Origin of the sequence: Rhizobium sp. PDO1-076 (assembly GCF_000247475.1) — a bacterium.
GTDB lineage: Bacteria > Pseudomonadota > Alphaproteobacteria > Rhizobiales > Rhizobiaceae > Allorhizobium.
Genome location: NZ_AHZC01000188.1, coordinates 20,448 through 44,429, shown reverse-complemented (window position 1 = coordinate 44,429; position 23,982 = coordinate 20,448). Strand labels below are relative to the sequence as shown.

Here is a 23,982-nt window from a genome sequence, read left to right as displayed (position 1 = left end):
GCCCTTCCGTTCAATGTCACGCTGATCGACACCCGCGCGCATATCGATGGCCACCTGCCCGAAGGTATCGCGTTTCGCCGTGTTGCCATGCCAGAAGCGGAAATCGCCAGGCTTGGCGAAGGAGGTGCTGCGGTCATCCTCACCCATGATCACGCATTGGATTTCCTGATCGCCAAACAGGCGCTCGCCCGTCCCGATCTGCGCTATGTCGGCATGATCGGTTCGGCGACCAAACGCGCTACCTTCTCCCGCTGGCTGATACGCGAGGGCGCCGACGCTGCAAACCTCGAGCGGCTCGTCCTGCCGATCGGCGGCAGCGCCGTCAAGGACAAGAGACCGCCGGTGATTGCAGCCATGGTGACGGCTGAACTCCTGTCGACCCTGCTAGGCTGAATCATCACATCAAGCGCTCGAATCACAATCAGAACGTTTCCCGTCAAACCACTGAATAGACTGACATTACATCACAGCGGTCCGGTCCTGATCGTATCGACCAGGCGACGATTTGCCGACCAGAAGGCCTTTGAACGGTTCATTGACGGCCGCCCTTCCTCCAGGCCGATATCTTGCCGCAGGGCCTCCGGCAGGCTGTCGACCGCCATGTGATCGGTTGCCAGAATGCGGCGCACCGCCCGCCGCAAGCCGGCAAAAGATGTGCTGACGAACAGCCATTGGGACTTGATTATCGATGTCATCCTTGCCTCCATACACCGTTGCATTCACGGCTGCATTGGGTGCAGAATGGCGGTAGCTGCAGCGCAGATCCAATTCAATTCCAGCGCCGGCTCATGAAGAGAACTTATCCATGAAACTGTCGAAGCAGTTCCCGCTCAATGCCCTGCGCGTCTTCGAGGCGGTGGGCCGGCTGGGCAGCTTTACCCGTGCCGGAGAAGAACTCGGCATGACCCAGACGGCAGTCAGCTATCAGATCAAGCTGCTGGAGGACAATATCGGCGAGACGCTGTTCCTGCGCAAACCGCGGCAGATCGAGTTGACCGATACGGGTGCAAGGCTGCTGCCAAAGGTCAGCGAGGCCTTTGGCTTGATGGTCGACGCGGTCGCATCGGCCCGCCACGCCTCAGGCGAAACGCTGGAGATCCACTCGATCCCGACCTTCGCCACCCAATGGCTGGCAAAACATCTGGGATCGTTTCAACTCGACCATTCGAACATTGCCGTTCGCCTGCTGCGCGTCAACAAGATGACCGATTTCGCTCGCGATGGCGCCGATATCGCGATCCGTTGGGGTGACGGGCCATGGCCGGGCCTTGTCAGTCACCAACTGATCCGCGCGACGTTCACGCCCATGCTCAGCCCGAAGCTCGCCGACAGCATCGGCGGCGTTCACCAGCCGTCAGACCTGATGAAATTGCCGATCATCAGCCCGGATGATCATTGGTGGAAGGAATGGTTCAGCGCAGCGGGCGTCCAGAACCTTGCACTCAAGGGCAACAGCATGAACACGTTCGAGGCGCAGGATCTGGAAGCGAGCGCTGCGATCGCCGGACAGGGCGTGGCCATTATCAGCCCCTTCTTCTTCCGTGAGGAACTGGCCTCGGGCCGCCTGCTTCAACCTTTTCCGCTCGCCTGCGCGGCACACGCTCCCATCTGGATGGTCTATCCGCATGCACGGCGCAACTCACCAAAGATCCGCGCCTTTCAAACCTGGATCGACCGGACGCTCGGCAATGACGAGATGGCCGCAACGCTTCCACCACCGCTGGCACCACCGCTCCCGATACCGCAGGCTTAGAACGACATGTCCGGCGCATAAAAACAGCGCGGCGTGTTCTCGTCGGGAAACAGGCACAGGTGATACTCGCTGTCTTCGGACCGCCGTGTCGTGGTTTGCGGAAAGTTGAACACATGCTGGCGCGTGACCAGCCTGTGGTCTCCCGGCGTCAGCGTCAGCTGATAGCCGTCCTTGATCACCTTGACGCTCTGCGAGGGGATCATCTGGCAATCGCCAGTATGCTCGTTGCCATTGCAGCAGAAGGCGTCGTAGCTCCAACCGCTCTTTGAATCATGGGCATGAACGCAAGACGCATACGCAACCAGAATACCTGTCAGGATACTGCGCATCAGCTGATCTCCAGTTGGGGAAAAGCCGCCGGTTCGACGCGAACCACCCGTTCCGGCGGCATCACGTATAGAACGTAACAGAATCGTCATATTAGGACTAATGCAGAAAATAACAGGTGGCATTTGGTGCGCCGCACAAAAGCCCTGTACAAAATACCTTCGGGCTCTCCTGCGCCCTTTCCTTCATCCCAAAGTTTTTGCAAGGTATCTCGTTCGGGGAAGAAAGGGACTTTGCATGTATGAATTCGCCATCGCCTGGGAATGGCTGTCGTTTGCGGTGCGCTGGCTGCATGTGATCACCGCCATCGCCTGGATCGGCTCGTCCTTCTATTTCATCGCGCTGGATCTCGGCCTGGTGAAACTCCCGGGTTTCCCGCCCGGCGTCAATGGCGAGGAATGGCAGGTGCATGGCGGCGGCTTCTACCATGTGCAGAAATACCTGGTTGCGCCGGCCTCGATGCCTGAGCATCTCACCTGGTTCAAATGGGAAAGCTATGCCACCTGGCTCTCCGGCTTTGCCCTTTTGGCCGTTGTCTATTATGGCGGCGCCGATCTCTTCCTCATCGACCGCACCGTGCTCGACATCGAACCATGGCAGGCGATCTGTCTGTCGCTTGCCTCGCTCGGCGTCGGCTGGGTCTGCTACGACCTGCTCTGCAAGTCACCGCTCGGCAAGAACACCTGGGGCCTGATGGTCTTCCTCTATATCGTGCTGGTCGCCATGGCCTGGGGCTATACCCAGATCTTCACCGGCCGCGCGGCCTTCCTGCATCTCGGCGCCTTCACCGCGACGATCATGTCGGCCAATGTCTTCATGATCATCATTCCGAACCAGAAGATCGTCGTGGCAGACCTACTGGCGGGGCGCACTCCGGATGCGAAATACGGCATGATCGCCAAGCAACGCTCGCTGCATAACAACTACCTGACCTTGCCCGTCATCTTCTTCATGCTGTCGAACCACTATCCGCTGGCCTTTGCCACCCAGTTCAACTGGATCATCGCGGCCCTCGTCTTCCTGATGGGCGTGACCATCCGCCATTGGTTCAACACCACCCATGCCCGTAAAGGCCAGCCGACCTGGACCTGGCTGGTCACCGTGCTGATCTTCATCGTCATCATCTGGCTGTCGACCGTGCCCAAGGTGCTGACCGGTGAAACCGAAGTCTCGCTCTCCGCACGGGAAAAGACCTTTGTCGAAAACGTGCATTTTTCCGCCGTACGTGACGTCGTACAAAGCCGCTGCTCCATGTGCCATGCCGCCGAACCAGTCTGGGAAGGTGTCGTGCGTGCGCCAAAGAGCGTGAAACTCGAGACCGATGGCGAGATCGCCGCCCATGCTCGCGAAATCTACATCCAGGCCGGCCGCAGCCATGCCATGCCGCCTGGCAACATCACCGATCTTTCGAACAAGGAACGCACCCTGCTCGTCGCCTGGTTCGAGACGGCGGTCGAAGGCAAGACGAAATGACTGAAACACTGATCCGCGGCCGCCTCCTCTCCTTTCGCCGTGCCCCTGAGCATGCCGCCGATAGCGAGAGTTATCTCTATGAAGGCGACGGCGCCGTGCTGGTCAGAGACGGCCTGATTGCCGCCATCGGCAACTATGCGGATGTCCGGGAAAAGGCTGCCGTGGACGCCACCGAAATCGACCATCGCCCGCATCTCATCCTGCCCGGCCTGATCGACTGCCATGTGCATTTCCCGCAGATGCAGGTGATCGCCTCCTATGCCGCCAACCTGCTGGAATGGCTGAACACCTACACCTTCCCCGAGGAATGCCGCTTCGTCGAAAGCGCGCATGCGCAGCGCATCGCCACCCATTTCTTCGACGAATTCCTGCGCAACGGCACGACCACGGCCGTTGCCTATTGCTCCGTGCACAAGGCCTCCGCCGACGCCTTCTTTGCCGAAAGCCTGAAGCGCGGCACGCTGATGATCGGCGGCAAGGTGATGATGGACCGCAATGCCCCGCAGGGACTGCTCGACACGCCGCAGCTCGGTTATGACGAGACCCGCGCCGTGATCGAGGACTGGCACGGCAAGGGCCGCAACCATGTCGCCATCACCCCGCGCTTCGCCATCACCTCGACGCCGGAACAGATGGCGATGACGCAGAGGCTGGCGGAAGAGTTCCCCGACCTGCACATCCAGACGCATCTGTCTGAAAACCACGACGAAATCCGCTACACCTGCGAACTCTTTCCCGACGCCATCGACTATACCGACATCTATGCTCGCTACGGCCTGCTGCGCAAAAAGGCCCTGTTCGGCCACGCCATCCATCTCTCCGAGCGCGAGGCCGATGCCATGGCCGACAGCGGGGCGGTCGCGGTCCATTGCCCGACCTCCAACCTCTTCCTCGGCTCGGGCCTGTTTTCCCTGAAGGCGATCCAGCGCCGTGAAAAGCCGGTGACCGTCGCGGTTGCCACCGATATCGGCGGCGGCTCGAGCTATTCGATGTTGAAGACCATGGATGAGGCCTACAAGATCCAGCAATTGCTCGGCGAGCGGCTGAACCCACTCGAAAGTTTCTATCACATGACGCTCGGTAACGCCGTCGCCCTCGACCTAGCGGGCCGCATCGGCACGCTGGATCCGGGCACCGACGCCGACCTCGTCATTCTCAACGCAGCCGCAACGCCCGCCATGCGGCTGCGCATGGAAACGATCACCTCGCTCAGCGAGGAACTGTTCCTGTTGCAGACGCTGGGAGATGACCGTTCGGTGGTCGAAACCTATGTCGCCGGCAAGGCGTCGAAGCCGGAGGCAGCGGCGTGAGGATCAGATGAGCGAAAGCGGCTATTCCGGCACCCCTCTTCCGAAGAAACTCGGATTAAAGCCGGAATTTGCTGCCCTTTTCGTCGCACTGCCCGACGACCTCGCCTATCTCGCAGCCGAACTGCCGGATGCCCGCCATGCCGGGGATCTCGATCAGGCAGCAGGCACACAACTCGACTATATTCACGTGTTCGAGACGGACCGTGGAAGGCTTGAAGGCCATGCCGGGCAACTGAAGGTTATGCTGAAGCCGACCGGCATGTTGTGGATCTCCTGGCCGAAAAAGGCCTCAAAAGTCCCGACCACCATCACCGAGGACGTGCTACGCACCGTCTTCCTGCCGATCGGCCTGGTCGACGTGAAGGTCTGCGCGCTGACCGAGATCTGGTCCGGACTGAAATTCGTGATACGCAAGGAACTGCGCTGAAAACCGCAAACATCCGGAGAACCTTGCATGCTGGCCATCAACCTCGCGCTTGGAACGCTGATGATCTCGCTGACGGTGGTGATCCACACGATCGGGCTGATCGCGGTGACCCACGCGATGAGCTTTGTCACCGATCGCATCCGCCTGCATGGCCATCGCAGCCGCATGCTTGCCATGAACACCGTGGTTATCGGCGTCTTTGGTGTGCTGACCGCCGAGGTCTGGCTCTGGGCGGCGGGCTTCACCCTGATCGGCGTCGTTGATGATTTCGAGACCGCGCTTTATTTCTCCACCACCACATTCTCCACCGTCGGCTTTGGCGATGTGGTGCCGCATCCGGAATGGCGCATGCTGGCAGCACTTGAAGGCGTCAACGGCTTCCTGCTGATCGGCTGGTCGACTGCCTACCTGATCGCCGCCGGCATCCGCGTCGGGCCGTTCCGTTCGGGCGAACATTTCTGAGAAAACCGCCAGACTTCGGGCCTCGCCAAGCCGCGGACGCCGCAGCTTGACAATTTACCTACTAGTTGGTAGGCAAATCCATGAGCAATCTTTCCAGCACCTCGGATCAAATTCTGCATTGCGCGCGCACCCTGATTGTCGCTGGCGGCTACAACGGGTTCAGTTATGCCGACATCGCCAAGGTCGTCGGCATTCGCAATGCCAGCATCCATCATCATTTCCCGAGCAAGGCCGATCTGGTCCGCACGCTTGTGGCCCGCTATCGGCAGGAGGCCGAGGCAGGCTTGGTGAAACTGGAGCACAATGTCGCGGATCCGCTGGGGCAATTGCGCGCCTATCTCGGCTATTGGGAAGCCTGCATTCTGGACAATAGCGCACCCTTCTGTGTCTGCGCGCTGTTGGCCGGTGAAGCACAGCTTTTGCCGGAAGAAGTCCACCATGAGGTGAAGGCGCACTTCCGTACCCTATCGGCCTGGCTGACGCGCGCCATGCAGCGCGGCGTAGCGGAAAACGTCCTCGTCCTAAGTGCTTCGCCCGAGGCCGAGGCGGAAGCCTTTCTTGCCACCGTTCATGGGGCCATGCTGTCCGCCCGCGCCTATGGCAGTCCCGAGATCTTCAGCACCGTAAAGGGGACAATCCTGCAACGCCTGTCGGGTAAAGCCTGAACGTGTCGGAGACATTCATCAAACACCTACAAAACCTACCAATTAGTAGATAGACTCAACGAGATATCGCTCATGTCCTTATGGAGGAGCGGCACGCAGACAAAGGAAATGCACATGTTCGGAATCTCGCCCCTCGGATGGCTTCATACACTCGGCAGCTTGCCGGCCATTCCGCTTGCCATCTACATGTTCGCCCGCTACGGACGCATCGCTGCCCGCACCACGGCTGGCGCGTTCTATTTCATCTCGATGCTGATCGGCTCCCTGACCGTTTTCCTCGTTGCGCATCAGGCGGCAAGCCCAATCATCGGCGCGGTCACGCTATGTCTCCTGCTTGCCGGCTATGGGGTCGGCCATGTGACGGCCTTGGGACGGGCGGCGCGCTATCTGGAAACGATCTTCCTCAGCCTGACGGCATTCCTGCTGATGGTCCCCGCCGTCAGCGAAACCCTGCGTCGCGTACCCGACGGCAACCCTTTTGTCACCGATCTGAATTCACCCATCCTCTTGGGCGCCCAGGCCGCCCTCGCGGTGCTCTTGGTCGTCGGACTGACCGTCCAGATGGTTCGCTTGCGCCGCCAGGGCTCCCGGCCGGCCTGATCTCCGCAGCGACTGAAAGCAAGGCTCCATATCGACAGGTAAAATTATTTTACCTGTTGAGCTCATCCCTGTTCACAGCCGCCCCATTGCCATGATATGGCGGAACCAGGAACATTCCGGAGAACCAGAGCATGGCACCGATCCTCGAAATCGCCGACCTGAAGAAGCTGGCGCGCAAGCGCGTGCCAAAACTATTCTTCGACTATGCCGACAGCGGTTCCTATACGGAATCGACCTACCGGGCGAACGAGAGCGACTATGCGCGGATAAAGCTGCGCCAGCGCGTTCTGGTCGACATGAGCAATCGGTCGCTGGAAACGACGATGATCGGCGAGAAAGTGACGATGCCGGTGGCCCTTTCTCCGACGGGCCTGACCGGCATGCAGCATGCCGACGGCGAAATGCTGGCGGCCCAGGCAGCAGAGGAATTCGGGGTTCCTTTCACCCTGTCGACCATGAGCATCTGCTCGATCGAGGATGTTGCCTCGGTGACGAGGCGCCCCTTCTGGTTCCAGCTCTATGTAATGCGCGACCGCGATTTCGTGATAAACCTGATCGAGCGCGCCCGCGCCGCCAAGTGCTCGGCTCTCGTTCTGACCGCCGACCTGCAGATTCTCGGCCAGCGTCACAAGGACATTCGCAACAGCCTGTCGGCCCCGCCGCGCCTGACGCCGAAACATCTTTTCCAGATGGCCATGCGGCCGCGCTGGTGCTGGGACATGCTGCACACCCAGCGCCGCACGTTCCGCAACATCCATGGCCATGCCAAGAACGTCTCCGACCTCGCCTCGCTCGGTGCCTGGACAAACGAACAGTTCGACCCCAAGCTCTCCTGGGACGATGTCGCCTGGATCAAGGAGCGTTGGGGCGGCAAGCTGATCATCAAGGGCATCCTGGATGTCGAAGACGCACAGATGGCCGCGAAGACCGGCGCAGATGCCATCATCGTCTCGAACCATGGCGGACGCCAACTCGACAGCGCCCATTCCTCCATCGCCATGCTGCCGCGCATCGTCGATGCCGTCGGCGACCAGATCGAAGTGCATCTGGATGGCGGCATCCGCTCAGGCCAGGACGTGCTGAAGGCGATCGCGCTTGGCGCCAAGGGCACCTATATCGGCCGCCCGTTTCTTTACGGCCTGGGCGCCATGGGCAAGCAGGGCGTCACCAAGGCATTGGAGATTATCCAGAAGGAAATGGATGTCACCATGGCGCTGTGTGGCAAGCGTCACCTCGCCGATGTTGACCGGAATATCATCGCCGAAAGCCCGTTCTGAAGGCTCGGCCTCACTTGGTTGAGCAAGGCGCCTGTTGACCAACACGCCTGTCGCTCAGGCGCCTTCTGCCGTCAATCCAGCCAACCGCCGGCCAGGGCCACAGACCAATCGGCGCGCCCCTTCTCGGCGGCCAGCCGCGACATCGCCATGTTGTCATAAGGCACCAGCCGGAAACTGACTGACCAACCGGCTGACGTCTTCTCCAAGATCGCGTAGGACGCCAGCGGCGTGCCCGTCTCGACCTTGTGAAAATACGGAGTGTCATCGTCATAGCCCGGACCGCCGATGCTGCCGGGATTGACGATCAACCGCCCATCCGTCAACCGCACCGCCCGGGGGATATGAGAATGGCCGCAGAGAATAAGCGGCTGACGCACACCCTCGGCAAAAGCCTCGATCTCGGCTTTCGGTCGCAGATGCACATGGCCCTGCTCGCTCACCGCTTCAAGCCAGTAAACATTGTCACTTGTCGGTGTCGCATGGCACAGAAAGATCTCGTCGCGAAAGACGCGCGAGAACGGCAACTCTCGCAACCAGTCGAGATGCTCAGGAGAGAGCTGCGCATAGGCATCCGCTTCCCAGCTATGCATGTCGCCGGCCGCATGTTCGATCAGATACCGGTCGTGATTGCCACAGACCGTCGTCAACCCAAGTCCGACCAGGCGGTCGGCGGTACGTCCGGCTTCCAGCGGTCCCGACAGACTGTCACCGAGATTGACGATATCGCCCGTCTCGACGCCTTGCGCCGCGATATCGGCAAGGACGGCTTCAAGGGCAAGGCAGTTGCCGTGCACGTCGGCGATTGCTGCAAAACGCATCAGCTTCCCCTGTATGTCGAATAACCATAAGGAGAAAGCAGCAACGGCACATGATAGTGCGCCGTGGTGTCGGATATGCCGAACCGGATCGGGATAACATCGAGGAACAGCGGATCGGCCAGCGCAAAGCCTCTGGCTTTCAAATAGTCGCCGGCGTGAAACAGCAGTTCGTATTGCCCGGCCTGGAATTCGTCTCCCGCAAGAATGGGTCCGCCATCGACCCGGCCGTCATCATTGGTGAACACGGTTTTCACCAGCTCCGCCTCATCGCCCCCCATGCGCATCAGGTGGATTTTCAACCCTTGGGCAGGTTTGCCAAGCGCAGTATCGAGCACATGGGTGGTAAGGCCAGTCATGGGCGAGGCTCCAGAATCACGAAGGGATGGACGAAGAAGTATTCCTCGAGATTGTTCCCCGGCCCGTCGCGATCGGCAACCAGAAAATCGCTGGCCTCGTCGATTGTCATAAGGGGATGATGCCAGACATTGCACCGGTAGTTTACACCTTGATGGGCTTGCGCATAAAACACCTGCGGGCGCCCCGGCTGCCCACCCTCATCAACCGACACCGCAACCAGGAATGGCCGGCCCGACAAAGGCGTGAAACTCTGGCTGCCCAGCGGATGCCTCTCCATCATGCCGACCGCATAGGGAAAGGCACGCGGCTGCCCGCGAAAGATATTGAGAATGACACGCGCGCCCTCGCCGATCACCTCCGGCGACGATAGCGCGTGAAACCGCTCGGTCGTACCGCCATTGATAAGCCGCATGCTGGAAGGAGTGGCTTCGATCACCTCGCCGAATGGCTCGAATGCCTCAGCCGTCAGTGGCTGGATGGAAAGGATACTGGGCACGCGCGTTTATTCTCCCTGCATTCTCGGGTTACGGATTTCCACAATGAGCTTGAGAAGATCCGGCACGGCAGATGTCGCTGTTGACCATATCGTTTCGAGATCAATACGAAAATAATTGTGGGCAATCCGGTGACGCATCCCACGAATTTTCTGCCAAGGCACCTCGGGATGGTCGGTGACGAAGTCTGGGCTTTCTTCGACAAGCCGGCTTGCAGCCTCGCCGATCATCAGGAGGTTCATCCCGAGCGCGCGCTGCATCAACAAGTCAGTCATGAAGCTTTCGAATGTGGCGCCGGCCACGAACCCAGCAGTCTCCCTTGCAATCTGCTCCATTTCATCGAGATTGGCGATAAGGCGCTCTTGCGTCATATCGCGCGCGCCTCCGCAAGCACACTCTGGCGCACGGAGTCTGGAAAGTCTCCAGGAACCAGCAGATGGATGGAGGTCGGCTTCATCAACTGTTCCAGCTCAAACTGCAGCCCACCAAGATCAAACAGCGTCGTGCCCGGGAGCGTGTCCACCAGAATGTCGATGTCGCTGTCGGCGCGATCCTCGCCGCGCGCAACCGACCCGAACACACGCGGATTTGTAGCGTTGTTGCGTTTCGTCGCCTCGCGGATCGCTTCCCGATTTTTCTCCAGCATCTCGGACGGACGCATGACCATTCTCCCTTGCCCTCTCAATATAGAGCAATCGTCACAGCGGAGAAAGCGTGGACGGTTCGCACACCTTGCACCCCTGCCGGAAACGAAAACAGCGCCGGCGAAGATCGCCGGCGCTGTTTCAATCACGAACCGAAATGGATCAGGCAGCAGCCGAAGCAGCCACCGGAACTTCGGCAATCGTCGCCAGAACGCGCGAAGCGATCTGGTACGGGCAGCCCTGGCTGTTCGGGCGGCGATCTTCGAGATAGCCCTTATAGCCGTTGTTGGCGAAAGAATGCGGAACGCGGATCGAAGCGCCACGGTCAGCAATACCGTAGGAGAACTTGTTCCACGGAGCGGTCTCGTGCTTGCCGGTCAGACGCAGATGGTTGTCCGGGCCGTAAACGTCGATGTGCTCTTTCCAGTTCTTGGCGAAAGCAGCCATGAGGGCTTCGAAATATTCCTTGCCGCCCACTTCGCGCATGAACTTGGTCGAGAAGTTGCAGTGCATGCCCGAACCGTTCCAGTCGGTATCGCCGAGCGGCTTGCAATGGAATTCGACGTCGACGCCGTACTTTTCGCAGAGGCGGAGAAGCAGGTAGCGAGCGATCCAGATTTCGTCGGCGGCGCGCTTGGAGCCCTTGCCGAAAACCTGGAATTCCCACTGACCCTTGGCCACTTCGGCATTGATGCCTTCATGGTTGATGCCGGCTTCGAGGCACAGGTCGAGATGTTCTTCGACGATTTCGCGTGCGATTTCGCCAACATTCTTGTAGCCGACGCCGGTGTAATACGGACCCTGCGGAGCCGGGAAGCCGTTTTCCGGGAAGCCGAGCGGACGGCCGTCCTGGTAGAGGAAATATTCCTGTTCGAAGCCGAACCAGGTGCCTTCGTCGTCGAGAATCGTCGCACGGCTGTTGGTCGAGTGCGGGGTGACGCCGTCCGGCATCATGACTTCACACATGACCAGCGCACCGTTGGTGCGGGCCGGATCCGGATAGATTGCGACCGGCTTCAGAACGCAGTCGGAGCTATGGCCTTCGGCCTGCATCGTCGACGAGCCATCGAAGCCCCACAGCGGCAGCTGGTCCAGGGTCGGAAATTCGTTGAATTCTTTGATCTGCGTTTTGCCACGCAGGTTCGGCACCGGCTTGTAGCCATCGAGCCAGATATACTCGAGCTTGAACTTCGTCATTGATCGTCTCTCTTCAGTCAAGCGCTCGCCAAAGAGCGCATACAGAGGGGGTGATTCTCCGGCTGCCCGGCGAGTCGAATAGATAAAAGCAGGAAGCGTGCCAACTTGCCGGGAGTGTCACACAACTGATGCATTTTGCCGCAGATGCGCGTCAAATCAGCAAACAAATCAGATCATTCTTTAACAGTTAACCCTCAATCTATCGGAACCTGACGGCTCACACTGAGTTCCGTTGAGACCTGGATACGATGAGCGCAGATGATGATTTGTCGACCACCCAGAAAAATACGCGATTAGTGCCTATAAATTAGGCAATATGCACTTTTCATGTGCATATGAGTTTGAACTGTGATAGCAGGAGTTATCGAGACGAACACTCGGTGGAAACGAGAGGCAGTAGCATGACAACGAACGTGGTTCGGGAATCGGCGAAGATCTACGAATTCCCGGTGCGGAACCTGCAAAGGCTTGAGGAAATGCGTCTGCGTACAGCAGCAAAGCCCGTGATTTATGAGAGCGGTGCGGCAAGCTGGTATCACGAAGAAGCCATCCGCGAGGCTGAAGAGGCACGCAAGCAGTAGACATGGCATGAAATGCCAAAAGCCGCCCTGTTGAGGAGCGGCTTTTGATGTGTGCGTACGAGCGGGCCGATGTGCCCGCTTTGTCGTTTCTGGCCATGGCCAGTGCAAGCACCGGCCAGAGATCGCGCCTGCCTTAGGCTTTCTTGCCGAACAGCCGAAGACGCATCACCCCGCCGTCCGGATGCATGGCGAGGCGCACATGCGTCACCGGGCCGACGGCAGCGATAGCCTCGCCGGCAAACACGTGTTCCTTGTCCATCTCCATCTTGTGCCGCGGCAGGATCGCGCTCCACGTCTCGGAGGCTGCAATTTCCGCCTCGCTGAACGTATCCCCGGCTTCGGGCAGATAGGCCCCGAGCAGTTCGCACGTGTCAGGATAATTACCCTTGAAGAAATGCGTGTCGATCAGCACCCGGCTGATCTCGCCCGCATGGCCAAGCCGGATGATCGCCCAGTCATGACCGGGGCCACGACGTCGTTTGGTTTCCCAGCCGTCGCCCATGTTTTCGCCGCGACCGGGCCCGAGGATCTTGTCGGGATGACCGTAGTGCGCATCCGACCAGGCCAGCGACTTGGCTCCATGGAAGACATAGGCGAGATCGATCTCCTGGTCGGCCTCAACCTTCGACCAGTCGAAATGAGCAGCACCATAGACGCGCAGGCGCGCCACCCCGCCGTCCGGATAGATATGCAGGCGCAGATGCGTCCAGACCTTGTCCTGATCGGCATTGACGAAGAAGTGCTGCGCTGAAGGCCCGAGGGGCGACTTGGCCAAAACCTCGGTCCACACCGTCGCCTCCGTCGGATCGCCATCCTCGACATAGGCGACCTCGATCGAGCCGGCCGGCGGATAGTTGCCGGTAAAGAATCGCGTATCCACATCGAAGCCGAAAATACGGCCGGGCATGGCGAGCCGCACGATCGCCCAGTCATGACCGGGCACGCGCTTGCGCCGGCTTTCCCAGCCATCCATGTACTTGCCGTTGTCGTCGTAGAGGTTCGGATCGAACTCCGCTGGCGCATCGTTCAGCATGCGGTCGAGCGGCGCGAAGAATTCGTCGGAAACGGCAACACCCTTTGCGCCGAGCCGCGCCGAGGCGAGATTGACGGCACCGGCAGCAAAATCGGGCAAGGCAATGGTCGAGATTTCGGGCATGTCAGCTATTCTCCGGTATAAGGCTTTCAAGGCGAAGTCGGGCAATCTTCTCGACCTGCAGGCAGGCCGTGTCGAGTTCCTGTTCGCGGCTGTTGTCGATTCGCTTTTCGAAAGCGGCGAGGATATCGCCCTTGCTCAATCCCTTCACCGCAACGATGAAGGGAAAGCCGAATTTTTCGGTATAGGCCGTGTTGAGTTGGGTGAATCGTTGATGTTCGTCCGGGCTCAGCCGATCGAGCCCGGCGCCCGCCTGCTCCTTGCGGCTGTCCTCGGTCAGGTCGCCTGCGATCGCCAGCTTTCCGGCAAGATCGGGATGAGCCCGCAGAACCCCCAGCCGCTCGTCAGCGCTGGACGTCCGGAAAATTGCGGCCATCCCGTCATGCACATCGCCTGCCGTCAGCGGCCCGGCAATGAAGCCGGCATCGAAGGCGCGCTCGGCAATAAAGGGCGAATGCTCGAACACGCCACCGAAGCGCGCGACGAATTCCGCTCTGTCCATACTCTACCTCGTTTCCTGATGCAGATGCCCGGGATCATACCTGAAGCGTCGAGAGGTCTGCGATCACGACTGAACCGACGGATCACATCTGGCGACAAGGATTAGCGAAGCCCCGACAGCTTGTCGAGCTTTGCAAAAAGACAAGCACTTTCATCGAAATCGCAAGGGGCGATGCCTTGCGCCTCTGCCGCACCGACCTATGTTACGCTTGCTCAATCTTATTCCCCCCGAAAGGAAATTCCATGCCCATCGCCAAAGGCTATGCCGCAACCGATGCCTCCAAGCCCTTGGTTCCGTTCACCTTCGAACGTCGCGAACCGAACGATGACGACGTGGTGATTACGATCAAGTATTCCGGCGTCTGCCATTCCGACATCCACCAGGCGCGCAACGAATGGGGCAACTCCACCTTCCCGATGGTGCCCGGCCATGAAATCGCCGGCGTCGTCACGGCCATCGGCTCCAAGGTCACCCAGTTCAAGATCGGCGATCACGTCGGCGTCGGCTGCTTCGTCGACAGCTGCGTGCATTGCGAGACCCGCGACGTCGATCTCGAACAGTATATGCCGGGCGTCGTCCCGACCTACAACGGCTTTGAAGCCGATGGCACGACACCGACTTATGGTGGCTACTCCGACACGATCACCGTCAAGGAAGGCTATGTCCTGTCGATCCCGGCCAACCTGCCGCTCGACAAGGCAGCACCGCTGCTCTGCGCCGGCATCACGCTCTATTCGCCGCTGGTCCACTGGAAAGCCGGCCCCGGCAAGAAGGTCGCAATCGTCGGCATGGGCGGCCTCGGCCATATGGGCGTCAAGCTCGCAGCCGCCATGGGCGCAGACGTCACCGTGCTCAGCCAGAGCCTGTCCAAGAAGGACGACGGAATCGCCTTCGGCGCCAAGGACTACTACGCCACCGCCGACAAGGAGACCTTCAAGAAGCTCGCCGGCACGTTTGACCTGATTGTCTGCACCGTCGGCACCGAGATCGACTGGAACGCCTATCTCGGCCTGCTGAAGATCGACGGCGCCATGGTCCTGGTCGGCCTGCCGGAAAACCCGGTGCCGGTCCACGCCTTCTCCCTGGTCATGGGGCGTCGCTCGCTCGCCGGCTCCTCGATCGGCTCGATCAAGGAAACCCAGGAAATGCTCGACTTCTGCGGCAAGCACGACATCCTGCCGGAAATCGAGATGATCGACATCCAGCAGATCAACGAAGCCTATGAACGCGTCATCAAGAGCGATGTGCGCTACCGCTTCGTCATCGACATTGCCAGCCTTTCGAAGGACTGAGCCGCAACACCGTTCCCCGCCGTTTTCGCGGCGGGGAACTTCGCGGCTGACAAACACGGGGGCAGTTCAGAGCCCGCCCCTTGCCTCTTTCGAACGCTCCGTTGTCGCCCGGGACGACACCCGCAACAGACGGCGGAACTTCGGGCAATCCATATGAGATTCCGCCCTGCATTCGGCGACATGACGCAGCGCGTTGCGCAGGGTGGTCAGTTGCCGGATCTGCATATCGAGCTTGTCCGCCCGAAGATGCAGGGCCGCGCGCGGAAGATCCGGCGCACCATCCTTGCCGAACATGCCCTTCATGTCTTCCAGTGAAAAACCGGCTGTTTTGCCAAGCGAGATGAGCGCCAACTGGACAAGCGCCTGCGGCTCGAACTGACGCCTGAGGCCATGCCGTCCCACCGAGCGGATCAAGCCGACCTCCTCGTAGTAGCGCAACGTCGAGGCCGGCACGCCGCTTTTTTTCGCAAGGATTCCGATATCCAGCAATTTCATCCTTGACCTCAAGTTGACTTGAAGTGGCAGACTACCAGTCATCCCACTCCTCGACAACAGGAACTGCCATGACACATCTCCCATCCACGCCTAGGCCCCGCTCATTTGTGCTGGTAAGCGTAGCCGGATCCATGCTGCTCGGGTCGCTCGGCATCAGCATCGCAACCGTCGCCCTGCCACCGCTGTCACGCAGTTTCGCCGCACCGATCGCCGATGTTCAATGGGTGGTTCTTGCCTATCTCCTCGCGGTAACGGCGAGCATCGTCGTCGCCGGCCGGCTGGGCGACCTGTTCGGCCATGGCCGTACGCTGTTTGCGGGACTTGTTGTCTTTACGCTAGCCTCAATCGCCTGCACCTTCGCTCCGACCCTTCCCGTCCTCATCGCGGCGCGTTTGGTGCAGGGCCTCGGCGGTGCGGCTCTGATGGCGATGCCGGTCTCGATCATCCGGGATACAATTAGCAAGGAACGCATCGGATCGGCCATGGGCCTGCTCGGAACAATGTCGGCGGTCGGCACGGCCCTCGGTCCGTCGCTCGGCGGCATTCTGATGGTGGCATTCGGCTGGCGCGCAGCCTTCCTCGCGCTCGCAGGCGTCGCCGCCTTGCTGCTGATCGTCGCGACATTCTCGGTTCCGCGAAATATCAATCCCGCCGGCAGAGCCGTGAAAGGCCTCGACCTCGTCGGCATGGTCCTGCTTGCCCTGTCTCTTACGACCTACTCTCTGGCGATGAGCGGATCGAAGGCAGGCCTTGCCGTCGACCAGCGTCTGTTACTGCCGATCGCGCTTGCCGCTATGCTCGCCTTCGTCCTGTTCGAACGACGCTGCGGCTCGCCCCTCGTGCCAATTCCGCTGCTGCATGATCCGATCATCGGCCCATCGCTGGCGACCAATTTCCTGGTCGCAACCGTGATGATGTCCACCCTCGTCGTCGGACCGTTCTTCCTTGCCTTCGGCCTTGGGCTCAACGACGCCATGGTCGGGCTGGTGATGGCAATCGGGCCACTGACGGCCGCCTTCGCCGGCATTCCTGCCGGACGCCTGACCGACAGATTCGGGGCGCCACTCATGCTGTCAGCCGCATTGCTGCAGATCGTGATCGGTCTGGTCTGCCTTGCCCTCTTGCCCGGCCTGATCGGCGTGCCGGGATACATCGTGGCGCTTGTATTTTTGACACCCGGCTTCCAGCTGTTCCTCGCGGCCAACAACACCATGGTGATGGGCACCGTCGCTGACGAAAGACGCGGTCTCGTGTCAGGCTTGCTCGGCCTGTCGCGCAATCTTGGTTTCGTCACTGGAGCATCTGCCATAGCGTCGCTGTTTTCGATGGCCCTCGGCGATCGTCCAATCACGGATGCACCAGCCGCCCTGATCGGCAATGCTTTCACCACCACCTCCCTGATGGCCGCCACGCTGCCGATCGCAGCGCTTGTCATCAGCCGGCTCTCCTCCCGCCGATTTGGGACAGACAAAGCGAACAGTCAGTGACCACAGCCCGTCATGGCTGCAATTGATAGTCGCTGCGCTTCGGGAATGGCCAGTCCTGCAGAAGCGCCATTTCGGGTCGATAGATCTCGACCTTCAGCGGATAGCAGGCCGACGTGTCGCTGGAATGGGTCGCACTGCAATCGCCGCCCGGGCAGGCGGACAAAGCGCCGAGCAGATCGATCTCGGCAAACAGTTCCAGATAGTCACCGGGCCTGACCGGGCTCGCCTTCATGAAATACTGCTGGGTATCGCGGGTAAAGCCGGTGCACATGAAGACGTTCAGGACATCATGCACATGCGGCTCCGCTTCGCGAGTCGTGATGCCCTTCGCTTCGGCGAGTGCATGGCAGAGATTGGAATGACAGCAGTGATGATAATCCGTGCCGCTGAGCAGGCGGTTGGTATAGGGATCGCAGCGCGTGCCGATCACATCATGCACGCCCCCGCCATCCTCGTCGAAGCCGTACCAGCCGAGCGTATCATGGCTGATCGTCGCCATCGGGCGCAGCGAGGGCATCGTGCTCCACAGCCGATTGCCGGTCGTCACATGCGTCGCATGCAGCGCCCGGGTCTTGCCCGAGAAAAATCGTTCGGAAAGGTCATCGGCATTCCACAGGTTGAGATCACCGACCTGTGGCCCATCCATGCTGACGATGCGGATAAAATGTCCCTTCGGCGCGGAAAAGGCCCGCCCCTCGCGCGGCGGCACGATCACCTCATCGATCTTGACCATGCTGGCTCGGGCCTGTTCGAGCAGCCCTAGGTCCGGCGCCTTGAGCGTACCGTTCGGATAGACGACCACCGGCTTGGCGGCGCGGCGCGCGGCGGCATCAGATGGGGCAACAGGAACATGGACAAGGGACATTCTGACACTCCAGTATCGGCGAGATGCAGGCATTCGCGGTCTCTACAGACGCTGAAACTGCCCGAGGAACACACGACTGACAACGGTGTATCTTCTTGCCTTATGAGCAAGTGTAGCTTAGCCTTGCAACGATGAAGCTGCCGCCAATCGCCTCTCTTCGCGCCTTCGAGGCCGCCGCCAGGCGGCAGAGTTTTCGCCATGCCGGCGACGAACTCGGCATGTCGGCCGCGGCCGTCAGCCAGCACGTCAAGAGCATCGAGGACTGGCTTGGCCTTCCACTTTTTGAACGCCGCCCACGCGGCGTGCAATTGACGGCACAGGGTCGGGAGCTCGGCGAAGCGTGCAGCGAGGGCCTCGGCCATATCGCCATCACCGTCGAGCGCCTGCTGGGCCGCTCAGGCCAGAAGCGCGTCAGCCTCGCCTGCCAGCCGTCGATGGTCACCCATTGGCTGGCCCCACGCCTCCCGGCGTTCCGTGCCGCCCATCCCGACATCCAGGTGTCGATTGTCTATCCGCTCAGCGCCAGAACCCCGGAAGAGGCCGGCGCCGACCTGCTCATCCGCCACGGCACGCAACCAGATCGCCCGGCAACTGCCATCCTTGGCGCAGCAACGCGGCCGACCTGCTCAACAGATTATCTGCAACGCGTCGGCCCGATCAGCAAACCGTCGGATCTCCTTGCCGCGGATCTGCTGCATGATGAGACCGAAGCGGCCTGGAGCACATGGCTGACCAGGCAAGGCCTGAAACCGCCGGCCGATACCGGGCCGATCTTCGCCGATTTCAATCTGCTCGTAAGCTCGGTCCTGGCAGGGCTTGGCATCGGACTCTGCCCGACGGAGCTGGTGGCAAAGCAGATCGACGACGGCCATCTGACGGTCCTGTTCGATCAGGCCATCGACGAGGACAAGTTCTACTGGCTGCTGGAGGCACAGGGCCTCAGCGAATCCGGTAGATTGTTACAGGCATATCTGCTGCGCCAAACAGCCTGACATTTTGCCCCAAGGTGCGCAGACTGCCTCGTCACCAATCCGGTCGGTGATGCGTATGCCAATGTTTGGCAATATCCAGCCGCGTCGGCACCCAGACATCCTCGTGGGACAGCACATAGTCGACAAAGCGGCGCAGCGCCGCGATACGCGCCGGGCGACCGACAAGGCGGCAATGCAGGCCGACCGACATCATCTTGGCCTGCCCTTCCTGGCCTTCGCGGTAAAGCTCGTCGAAGGCATCCTTCAGATAGGTGAAGAACTGGTCGCCCGAGTTGAAGCCCTGCGGCGTGGCGAAACGCATGTCGTTTGTGTCGAGCGTATAGGGAATAATCAGGAACGGTTTGCCGTTCTGATCCGGCACCCAGAACGGCAGGTCGTCGGAATAATTGTCGGAGGAATAGAGGAAGCCGCCCTCCTCCATCACCAGCTTCAGCGTATTGTCCGACGGTTTGCCCTGGTACATGCCATAGGGGCGCTCGCCAGCGACTTCGGTGTGAACCCGAACCGCGTCGAGAATATGCTGACGTTCCTTGTCTTCCGGATAGTCCTTGTACTCGTGCCAGCGATAACCGTGCGAGGCGATTTCCCACCCCGCTTCGTTCATTGCAGCAACGGCGTCCGGGTTGCGCGCCATGGCAAGCGTCACGCCATAGACCGTGACGGGAACATTGAGACCGGTGAACAGCCGGTGCAGGCGCCAGAAACCGGCGCGCGAGCCATATTCGTAGATCGATTCCATGTTCAGATTGCGTTGACCCGGCCAGGCGGCGGCCCCGACGATTTCCGACAGAAGGTTTTCCGAGGCCGGATCGCCGTCCAGGATGCAGCTTTCGCCGCCTTCCTCGTAGTTCAGCACGAACTGGACCGCTATCTTCGCGCCACCCGGCCATTTCGGATCGGGAATATTGCGGCCATAGCCCACGAGATCGCGCGGATAAGTCTCTGCCGTCATCAAATCACCTCTACTATTTTGGCCATGAGGCTAAGCAGACGGAGGTCTTCTGTCGAGACGCAAAAGACCGTTTCTCGCTGCAGCGCAGCAGCAACTTGGATCAGGCGGTCTTGCGATTGGACACCCGGCCCATCGGATGCAGCGAATGCACGACGAACGGAGCGCCCTGCTCCGGCTCAATGAACAGCGCCAGATTGGAAACCACGACCGGCTCGCTGAGAGACTGATCGAAATGCGCCCGCATTGCCTGTTCGATGCGCGAGAAATCGCGCGCCAGAAGTGGCCCGGTCAGGGTCATATGAAATCGAAACTCATCCATGACATAGGCATGGCCCCAACGGTGCAGATTGGAAAATTGCGGCGCCGACAGACGCTCCGGGTTGCGACGTTCGATTTCCATCTCCGTCAGCGGGGCCCGGAAGCCATCAAATGCCTGGACCACGGAGGCCGCGAGATAGTCAATCTCCGCGCATGGGCGATCCAGCACCAGGCCGTAGACGTCACCGATCCGACCGACATTCAACCCGTCCAGGACCACTGGCTCCATTGTCCCGGCGAAATGCATCAGTTCGCGCAGCAATGCGGTTTCGCTGCTGCCCTCGCTCAGCCTGAATGGTGCTTTGAACGTTGCATGGAAGCCGACGCGCCTTGGCATGGCGGTATGAAAGGCAATTTCGTGGATGCCGAGCCCTTTCAATCCCGGATGATCCACAGGATAGCCGGAATAGACGTTACGCCCGAGCCAGCTGGCCGCAGCCAGCGTCAAGGGGTCCCCGGAAGGCGGTGTGAAACATATGGCATAGCGCATGCGATCACCTCATCCTGGCGCGCTGAAGGCACATTAGCATGTGCCGTTGCAACCCAGTGGTTAGGTGATTTGCGTGACAGTATTACGAAGCGTGCAAGCATCCGCCCTATCATTACTGATCGATGCAAAGCTGGGTCCGCCCAATGACCCTGCGGTTTCGGCGTGGACAGAAGACCGGCTCAGCCAGCGGCCACGCGCAGATGATGGGCGAGCGAAAAACTCTCCGGCAGGGACATCGCCTTGCCTTCGACCGCATCGAGCGCTGCATCCGCCAGCACATGCGCGAGCCCGAAGCTGACCTTGAAACCGCCGGTCAAAGCCACCACTCTGTCGGCATCGGGATGCACGCCGACCATCGGGTCGCGATCCACCGCCTTCGGCCGCAGTCCGGCCCAGCGCTCGATCACCTCGGCACCGCCCAGCATAGGCGCGAGCTGGCATGCGCGGGCGAGCAGATCGTCCAGCAGTCCGTCCGTGGAATACGGCTCGCCGAAACAGTTCTCGCTGGTGCTGCCGATCGCCAGCTGCCCGCCCTCGTGCGGCACGATATAGAGCCCGTCCAGATAAAGCAGCGGCAGGTCCGGCGAAACATCCGCCCTCAGCAATGCCGCCTGCCCCTTGACTGGCTGGCCGAGCGGTTTTTCCAGCTTCGGACCGAACGATGACAGCAAGGGAAAGGACTGGTGCCCTGCGGCAATCACCGTATGGCCGAAGGCGATGGTCGAACCGTCACCAAGCGTTGCGGTCCCTGAGGCAACGTCGATGCGCTCGACACCACAGCCTTCGACAACCCGCACACATTTCGTTTTGCGCAGGCGTTCGGCGATCATCCGCGTTAAGCCGCGCGGCGAAACGCGCGCCGCAAATGTATCCAGCACCAGTCCGCCGGCCGAAAACTCATCCGCTGGCCATCCTGCCCCACAAGGCGAAGATTCAAGGACATTCCAGAAGAACTGATCGTCACCTTGATGCCAGTTGCTCAGCGCTTCGCCTGAATGCCGCTCGGCAATCGCCCGCAAATGCGGTTTAGGCAGCGGGATCAGACGACCGGAGCGACGGTAGCCGGCAGACAGCCCGGTGTCTGCTTCAAGCGCTGCGATTTCGCCTTCCAGCGACAGCAAAGCATCGAACTGCAACTGCTTCTTTTCGTTCCACTTGTCCGGCATATGCGGCATCAGCGCCCCGAGCAGACCGCCGCTTGCGCCGCCGGCAAAAGGTCCGCCATCGACCAGCAATGTCCGGATCCCGCGTCGCTCGGCCTGCATGGCTGCCCATAGGCCCATGATGCCGCCGCCGATGATCAGCAGGTCGGTCTGCAATTGACCGGAGATCGAAGCCGATTTATCGGACATTGCATGACCCATTCCAATATGACGCCGGAACCCGGCGAGACCCCGCAACCGCTGACCTGGCACGACGGCGATATGCCCTATTCGACCGCCTTTGGCGATCACTTTTATTGCCAGACAGACGGCCGGCTTGAATGCGGCCATGTCTTCCACGCCGGCAATGGACTGCCCGCCCGTTGGCAGACGGCGCAGGCGTTCCGCATCGGCGAGCTTGGTTTCGGCACCGGCCTCAATGCCTGCGAGACTTGGCGCCGGTGGAAGGAACATCGCCGGCCCGGCAGCCATCTGCATTTCGTCTCCTTCGAACTCTATCCGATGCAGGCAGACGAAATCGACCGGGCACTGTCGCGCTGGCCTGAAATAGATGCGGAACGGCAGGTGCTGGTGGCGAAATGGCCGCAGGCACCGGCCGGCACGGTGACGGTCGAACTGGACGAACAGACAACGCTCAGCGTCATCTGTGGCGATGCTTTTACAAACTTGAGCGCCAGCACCTTCACTTTTGACGCCTGGTTCCTCGATGGTTTCGCACCGTCGAAAAACAGCGCCATGTGGTCAGCCGAACTGATGCAGCGCGTGTTTGACCATACGGTGCCGGGCGGAAGTTTTGCGACCTATGCGGCCGCCGGTTTCGTGCGTCGAAACCTGATCGCCGCAGGCTACGCCCTCGAGCGTCGTCCCGGCTTTGCCGGAAAACGCGAAATGCTGTGCGGAACGCGGTCTGCCTGACGTTAGCGCCGGGCCGCCGATCGGCTGAAGCCTGCGCTCCACTGCTCGATCTTGCGCATCAGCAGTTCCGGGCTGATCGGCTTCGACAGGTAATCGTCCATGCCGGATGCAAGGCAGGCTTCGCGATCGCTATCCAGCGCATGTGCCGTGATACCGACGATCGGCACATGTTCGCCCAAGCCGCGCCGACTTTCCTGCGCGCGAATGATCACGGTCGTCTGGTGCCCGTTCATGACCGGCATCGAGACATCCATCAGGATCAGATCCGCCCCCGTATCATGCAGCGCATTCAGAACATCCTCGCCATTGCTGACGATGCGATAATCGATATCGCTGCTGCTGAGAATCTGGCGAAAAACGATCTGATTGACCTGATTGTCTTCCGCGATCAGAACCTTCAACCGCTCACGCACCGGCTGGTATCCGGCCTCGCCCACCCCCAGGCCTGCGCTGGGCTGGCTTGAAGCAGGAAGCACTGGCGGCGTTGCCGGCGCCCGCAGCGGCAAGCCGCCGTGGATCTGCGCGGCTCGCACAACATCGATGATCGCCCCCTTCAGAAGATTGGCGCGAGCCGGCTTCATCAGATGCGCCTGGACCTTCAGGCTCTGGAAGATCTGGTCGTCTCCGACCATATCCATCGATGTCAGGAAGATCAGCGCAAGGTCATCGAAACGGCCGTCGCTGCGGATTGCCCGCGCCACATCGATGCCGTTCATCACCGGCATGTGATAGTCGATGATCACCACGTCGATATGCAGGCCGGTATTGAATGCCTCGGCCAGGATCTTCAGCGCGGTTTCCCCGTCCTCGACGGCCAGTCCATCGAAGCCCCAGATCGACAGTTGCTCGGTGACGATCCGTCGATTGACGGCATTGTCGTCAACTACCAGCACCCGTGCATCCTTGACGCTCGGCGGGATGGTCTTCTGCCGGTTGCGATCGGCAACGATCTGCATCGGGATCTCGACAGTGA

30 protein-coding genes are annotated in these 23,982 nt (G+C 60.4%); 14 read left to right on the top strand and 16 right to left on the bottom strand.

Annotated elements, in window-relative coordinates; all coding sequences use genetic code 11:
* Window positions 1-393, top strand: a 393-nt coding sequence (locus PDO_RS11940; protein WP_009109775.1) for an XdhC family protein, incomplete at its 5' end; no start/stop codon positions are given.
* 71 nt (window positions 394-464) lie between these two features.
* Here the strand turns inward: PDO_RS11940 and PDO_RS11935 are convergent.
* Entirely contained in the window at window positions 465-695 is a 231-nt protein-coding gene (locus tag PDO_RS11935) for a hypothetical protein (RefSeq protein WP_009109773.1), read from the bottom strand.
* A 110-nt stretch (window positions 696-805) separates the two neighbouring features.
* Here PDO_RS11935 and PDO_RS11930 point away from each other — a divergent pair, with 110 nt between their 5' ends.
* On the top strand, window positions 806-1,753 hold the full coding sequence (locus PDO_RS11930) for a LysR substrate-binding domain-containing protein (protein ID WP_009109771.1): 948 nt from the start codon (window positions 806-808) through the stop codon (window positions 1,751-1,753).
* Here PDO_RS11930 and PDO_RS11925 read toward each other — a convergent pair.
* Window positions 1,750-2,082 carry a hypothetical protein gene (locus PDO_RS11925; protein WP_009109769.1) on the bottom strand — a complete coding sequence of 111 codons (333 nt, stop codon included), beginning with the start codon at window positions 2,080-2,082 and terminating at the stop codon, window positions 1,750-1,752. The genes PDO_RS11930 and PDO_RS11925 overlap by 4 nt on opposite strands.
* A gap of 235 nt (window positions 2,083-2,317) precedes the next feature.
* Here PDO_RS11925 and puuD point away from each other — a divergent pair, with 235 nt between their 5' ends.
* From puuD to PDO_RS11890, 7 genes are all read left to right on the top strand, one after another.
* Window positions 2,318-3,553, top strand: a complete 1,236-nt coding sequence (puuD, locus tag PDO_RS11920; protein WP_009109767.1) for a urate hydroxylase PuuD — start codon at window positions 2,318-2,320, stop codon at window positions 3,551-3,553.
* Window positions 3,550-4,863, top strand: a complete 1,314-nt coding sequence (guaD, locus tag PDO_RS11915) for a guanine deaminase (RefSeq protein ID WP_009109765.1) — start codon at window positions 3,550-3,552, stop codon at window positions 4,861-4,863. The genes puuD and guaD overlap by 4 nt, the downstream gene beginning before the upstream one ends.
* Before the next feature lie 7 nt (window positions 4,864-4,870).
* Window positions 4,871-5,290 (top strand): hypothetical protein, encoded by a 420-nt coding sequence (locus PDO_RS11910; RefSeq protein ID WP_009109763.1) that lies wholly within the window; start codon window positions 4,871-4,873, stop codon window positions 5,288-5,290.
* A gap of 27 nt (window positions 5,291-5,317) precedes the next feature.
* A complete protein-coding gene (locus PDO_RS11905) occupies window positions 5,318-5,752 on the top strand; it encodes a potassium channel family protein (protein WP_009109761.1) in 435 nt (144 codons plus the stop codon).
* 80 nt (window positions 5,753-5,832) lie between these two features.
* Entirely contained in the window at window positions 5,833-6,417 is a 585-nt protein-coding gene (locus PDO_RS11900) for a TetR/AcrR family transcriptional regulator (RefSeq protein ID WP_009109758.1), read from the top strand.
* Window positions 6,418-6,531: 114 nt separating this feature from the next.
* Window positions 6,532-7,017, top strand: coding sequence for a hypothetical protein (locus PDO_RS11895; protein ID WP_037073669.1), 486 nt, complete (start codon window positions 6,532-6,534; stop codon window positions 7,015-7,017).
* A 131-nt stretch (window positions 7,018-7,148) separates the two neighbouring features.
* On the top strand, window positions 7,149-8,294 hold the full coding sequence (locus tag PDO_RS11890) for an alpha-hydroxy acid oxidase (RefSeq protein WP_009109754.1): 1,146 nt from the start codon (window positions 7,149-7,151) through the stop codon (window positions 8,292-8,294).
* A 71-nt stretch (window positions 8,295-8,365) separates the two neighbouring features.
* On the opposite strand, the gene PDO_RS11885 is transcribed toward PDO_RS11890, so the two are convergent.
* From PDO_RS11885 to PDO_RS11860, 6 genes are all read right to left on the bottom strand, one after another.
* Window positions 8,366-9,112 (bottom strand): metallophosphoesterase family protein, encoded by a 747-nt coding sequence (locus PDO_RS11885; protein WP_009109752.1) that lies wholly within the window; start codon window positions 9,110-9,112, stop codon window positions 8,366-8,368.
* Complete coding sequence (uraH, locus tag PDO_RS11880) at window positions 9,112-9,468, bottom strand: hydroxyisourate hydrolase (RefSeq protein WP_009109750.1); 357 nt, start codon at window positions 9,466-9,468, stop codon at window positions 9,112-9,114. The genes PDO_RS11885 and uraH overlap by 1 nt, the downstream gene beginning before the upstream one ends.
* Window positions 9,465-9,965 carry an ureidoglycolate lyase gene (locus PDO_RS11875; RefSeq protein WP_009109747.1) on the bottom strand — a complete coding sequence of 167 codons (501 nt, stop codon included), beginning with the start codon at window positions 9,963-9,965 and terminating at the stop codon, window positions 9,465-9,467. Before PDO_RS11875 ends, uraH begins: the two co-directional genes overlap by 4 nt.
* Before the next feature lie 6 nt (window positions 9,966-9,971).
* The gene (locus PDO_RS11870) at window positions 9,972-10,334 is read right to left on the bottom strand and encodes a HepT-like ribonuclease domain-containing protein (protein WP_009109744.1); all 363 of its coding nucleotides are present in this window, start codon (window positions 10,332-10,334) and stop codon (window positions 9,972-9,974) included.
* Window positions 10,331-10,624 carry a nucleotidyltransferase family protein gene (locus tag PDO_RS11865; RefSeq protein ID WP_037073667.1) on the bottom strand — a complete coding sequence of 98 codons (294 nt, stop codon included), beginning with the start codon at window positions 10,622-10,624 and terminating at the stop codon, window positions 10,331-10,333. The genes PDO_RS11870 and PDO_RS11865 overlap by 4 nt, the downstream gene beginning before the upstream one ends.
* Window positions 10,625-10,769: 145 nt before the next feature.
* The gene (locus PDO_RS11860) at window positions 10,770-11,804 is read right to left on the bottom strand and encodes a glutamine synthetase beta-grasp domain-containing protein (protein WP_009109739.1); all 1,035 of its coding nucleotides are present in this window, start codon (window positions 11,802-11,804) and stop codon (window positions 10,770-10,772) included.
* A 401-nt stretch (window positions 11,805-12,205) separates the two neighbouring features.
* Here PDO_RS11860 and PDO_RS11855 point away from each other — a divergent pair, with 401 nt between their 5' ends.
* Window positions 12,206-12,385: a DUF2735 domain-containing protein gene (locus PDO_RS11855; protein WP_009109737.1), complete on the top strand. Its 180-nt coding sequence runs from the start codon at window positions 12,206-12,208 to the stop codon at window positions 12,383-12,385.
* Window positions 12,386-12,518: 133 nt separating this feature from the next.
* On the opposite strand, the gene alc is transcribed toward PDO_RS11855, so the two are convergent.
* Window positions 12,519-13,541: an allantoicase gene (alc, locus tag PDO_RS11850; RefSeq protein WP_009109735.1), complete on the bottom strand. Its 1,023-nt coding sequence runs from the start codon at window positions 13,539-13,541 to the stop codon at window positions 12,519-12,521.
* Window position 13,542: 1 nt separating this feature from the next.
* A complete protein-coding gene (gene uraD, locus PDO_RS11845) occupies window positions 13,543-14,040 on the bottom strand; it encodes a 2-oxo-4-hydroxy-4-carboxy-5-ureidoimidazoline decarboxylase (RefSeq protein WP_009109733.1) in 498 nt (165 codons plus the stop codon).
* Window positions 14,041-14,282: 242 nt separating this feature from the next.
* On the opposite strand from uraD, the gene PDO_RS11840 reads away from it, so the two are divergent.
* A complete protein-coding gene (locus PDO_RS11840; RefSeq protein WP_009109731.1) occupies window positions 14,283-15,332 on the top strand; it encodes an NAD(P)-dependent alcohol dehydrogenase in 1,050 nt (349 codons plus the stop codon).
* 66 nt (window positions 15,333-15,398) lie between these two features.
* Here PDO_RS11840 and PDO_RS11835 read toward each other — a convergent pair whose 3' ends face one another.
* Window positions 15,399-15,827 (bottom strand): helix-turn-helix domain-containing protein, encoded by a 429-nt coding sequence (locus tag PDO_RS11835; protein ID WP_009109729.1) that lies wholly within the window; start codon window positions 15,825-15,827, stop codon window positions 15,399-15,401.
* 68 nt (window positions 15,828-15,895) lie between these two features.
* On the opposite strand from PDO_RS11835, the gene PDO_RS11830 reads away from it, so the two are divergent.
* On the top strand, window positions 15,896-17,314 hold the full coding sequence (locus tag PDO_RS11830) for an MFS transporter (RefSeq protein WP_009109727.1): 1,419 nt from the start codon (window positions 15,896-15,898) through the stop codon (window positions 17,312-17,314).
* Window positions 17,315-17,324: 10 nt separating this feature from the next.
* On the opposite strand, the gene PDO_RS11825 is transcribed toward PDO_RS11830, so the two are convergent.
* Entirely contained in the window at window positions 17,325-18,179 is an 855-nt protein-coding gene (locus PDO_RS11825) for an urea carboxylase-associated family protein (protein WP_009109725.1), read from the bottom strand.
* A 131-nt stretch (window positions 18,180-18,310) separates the two neighbouring features.
* Here PDO_RS11825 and PDO_RS11820 point away from each other — a divergent pair, with 131 nt between their 5' ends.
* Window positions 18,311-19,171 (top strand): LysR substrate-binding domain-containing protein, encoded by an 861-nt coding sequence (locus tag PDO_RS11820; RefSeq protein ID WP_009109723.1) that lies wholly within the window; start codon window positions 18,311-18,313, stop codon window positions 19,169-19,171.
* A gap of 31 nt (window positions 19,172-19,202) precedes the next feature.
* On the opposite strand, the gene puuE is transcribed toward PDO_RS11820, so the two are convergent.
* From puuE to PDO_RS11805, 3 genes are all read right to left on the bottom strand, one after another.
* Window positions 19,203-20,123, bottom strand: coding sequence for an allantoinase PuuE (gene puuE, locus PDO_RS11815; RefSeq protein WP_009109721.1), 921 nt, complete (start codon window positions 20,121-20,123; stop codon window positions 19,203-19,205).
* 100 nt (window positions 20,124-20,223) lie between these two features.
* Window positions 20,224-20,931: a DUF1045 domain-containing protein gene (locus PDO_RS11810; protein WP_009109717.1), complete on the bottom strand. Its 708-nt coding sequence runs from the start codon at window positions 20,929-20,931 to the stop codon at window positions 20,224-20,226.
* A 179-nt stretch (window positions 20,932-21,110) separates the two neighbouring features.
* The gene (locus PDO_RS11805) at window positions 21,111-22,283 is read right to left on the bottom strand and encodes an NAD(P)/FAD-dependent oxidoreductase (protein ID WP_009109715.1); all 1,173 of its coding nucleotides are present in this window, start codon (window positions 22,281-22,283) and stop codon (window positions 21,111-21,113) included.
* A 3-nt stretch (window positions 22,284-22,286) separates the two neighbouring features.
* Here PDO_RS11805 and mnmD point away from each other — a divergent pair, with 3 nt between their 5' ends.
* Window positions 22,287-23,009 carry a tRNA (5-methylaminomethyl-2-thiouridine)(34)-methyltransferase MnmD gene (gene mnmD, locus PDO_RS11800; protein ID WP_009109713.1) on the top strand — a complete coding sequence of 241 codons (723 nt, stop codon included), beginning with the start codon at window positions 22,287-22,289 and terminating at the stop codon, window positions 23,007-23,009.
* 2 nt (window positions 23,010-23,011) lie between these two features.
* Here the strand turns inward: mnmD and PDO_RS27150 are convergent, their stop codons facing one another.
* Window positions 23,012-23,965, bottom strand: a complete 954-nt coding sequence (locus PDO_RS27150; protein ID WP_141649893.1) for a response regulator — start codon at window positions 23,963-23,965, stop codon at window positions 23,012-23,014.
* Window positions 23,966-23,982: the final 17 nt, after the last annotated feature.

Coding starts and splice junctions, on each gene's coding strand:
- PDO_RS11935 (WP_009109773.1), bottom strand. CDS start 695: ATGACATCGATAATCAAGTCCCAATGGCTGTTCGTCAGCACATCTTTT.
- PDO_RS11930 (WP_009109771.1), top strand. CDS start 806: ATGAAACTGTCGAAGCAGTTCCCGCTCAATGCCCTGCGCGTCTTCGAG.
- PDO_RS11925 (WP_009109769.1), bottom strand. CDS start 2,082: ATGCGCAGTATCCTGACAGGTATTCTGGTTGCGTATGCGTCTTGCGTT.
- puuD (WP_009109767.1), top strand. CDS start 2,318: ATGTATGAATTCGCCATCGCCTGGGAATGGCTGTCGTTTGCGGTGCGC.
- guaD (WP_009109765.1), top strand. CDS start 3,550: ATGACTGAAACACTGATCCGCGGCCGCCTCCTCTCCTTTCGCCGTGCC.
- PDO_RS11910 (WP_009109763.1), top strand. CDS start 4,871: ATGAGCGAAAGCGGCTATTCCGGCACCCCTCTTCCGAAGAAACTCGGA.
- PDO_RS11905 (WP_009109761.1), top strand. CDS start 5,318: ATGCTGGCCATCAACCTCGCGCTTGGAACGCTGATGATCTCGCTGACG.
- PDO_RS11900 (WP_009109758.1), top strand. CDS start 5,833: ATGAGCAATCTTTCCAGCACCTCGGATCAAATTCTGCATTGCGCGCGC.
- PDO_RS11895 (WP_037073669.1), top strand. CDS start 6,532: ATGTTCGGAATCTCGCCCCTCGGATGGCTTCATACACTCGGCAGCTTG.
- PDO_RS11890 (WP_009109754.1), top strand. CDS start 7,149: ATGGCACCGATCCTCGAAATCGCCGACCTGAAGAAGCTGGCGCGCAAG.
- PDO_RS11885 (WP_009109752.1), bottom strand. CDS start 9,112: ATGCGTTTTGCAGCAATCGCCGACGTGCACGGCAACTGCCTTGCCCTT.
- uraH (WP_009109750.1), bottom strand. CDS start 9,468: ATGACTGGCCTTACCACCCATGTGCTCGATACTGCGCTTGGCAAACCT.
- PDO_RS11870 (WP_009109744.1), bottom strand. CDS start 10,334: ATGACGCAAGAGCGCCTTATCGCCAATCTCGATGAAATGGAGCAGATT.
- PDO_RS11865 (WP_037073667.1), bottom strand. CDS start 10,624: ATGCGTCCGTCCGAGATGCTGGAGAAAAATCGGGAAGCGATCCGCGAG.
- PDO_RS11860 (WP_009109739.1), bottom strand. CDS start 11,804: ATGACGAAGTTCAAGCTCGAGTATATCTGGCTCGATGGCTACAAGCCG.
- PDO_RS11855 (WP_009109737.1), top strand. CDS start 12,206: ATGACAACGAACGTGGTTCGGGAATCGGCGAAGATCTACGAATTCCCG.
- alc (WP_009109735.1), bottom strand. CDS start 13,541: ATGCCCGAAATCTCGACCATTGCCTTGCCCGATTTTGCTGCCGGTGCC.
- uraD (WP_009109733.1), bottom strand. CDS start 14,040: ATGGACAGAGCGGAATTCGTCGCGCGCTTCGGTGGCGTGTTCGAGCAT.
- PDO_RS11840 (WP_009109731.1), top strand. CDS start 14,283: ATGCCCATCGCCAAAGGCTATGCCGCAACCGATGCCTCCAAGCCCTTG.
- PDO_RS11835 (WP_009109729.1), bottom strand. CDS start 15,827: ATGAAATTGCTGGATATCGGAATCCTTGCGAAAAAAAGCGGCGTGCCG.
- PDO_RS11830 (WP_009109727.1), top strand. CDS start 15,896: ATGACACATCTCCCATCCACGCCTAGGCCCCGCTCATTTGTGCTGGTA.
- PDO_RS11825 (WP_009109725.1), bottom strand. CDS start 18,179: ATGTCCCTTGTCCATGTTCCTGTTGCCCCATCTGATGCCGCCGCGCGC.
- PDO_RS11820 (WP_009109723.1), top strand. CDS start 18,311: ATGAAGCTGCCGCCAATCGCCTCTCTTCGCGCCTTCGAGGCCGCCGCC.
- puuE (WP_009109721.1), bottom strand. CDS start 20,123: ATGACGGCAGAGACTTATCCGCGCGATCTCGTGGGCTATGGCCGCAAT.
- PDO_RS11810 (WP_009109717.1), bottom strand. CDS start 20,931: ATGCGCTATGCCATATGTTTCACACCGCCTTCCGGGGACCCCTTGACG.
- PDO_RS11805 (WP_009109715.1), bottom strand. CDS start 22,283: ATGTCCGATAAATCGGCTTCGATCTCCGGTCAATTGCAGACCGACCTG.
- mnmD (WP_009109713.1), top strand. CDS start 22,287: ATGACCCATTCCAATATGACGCCGGAACCCGGCGAGACCCCGCAACCG.
- PDO_RS27150 (WP_141649893.1), bottom strand. CDS start 23,965: ATGCAGATCGTTGCCGATCGCAACCGGCAGAAGACCATCCCGCCGAGC.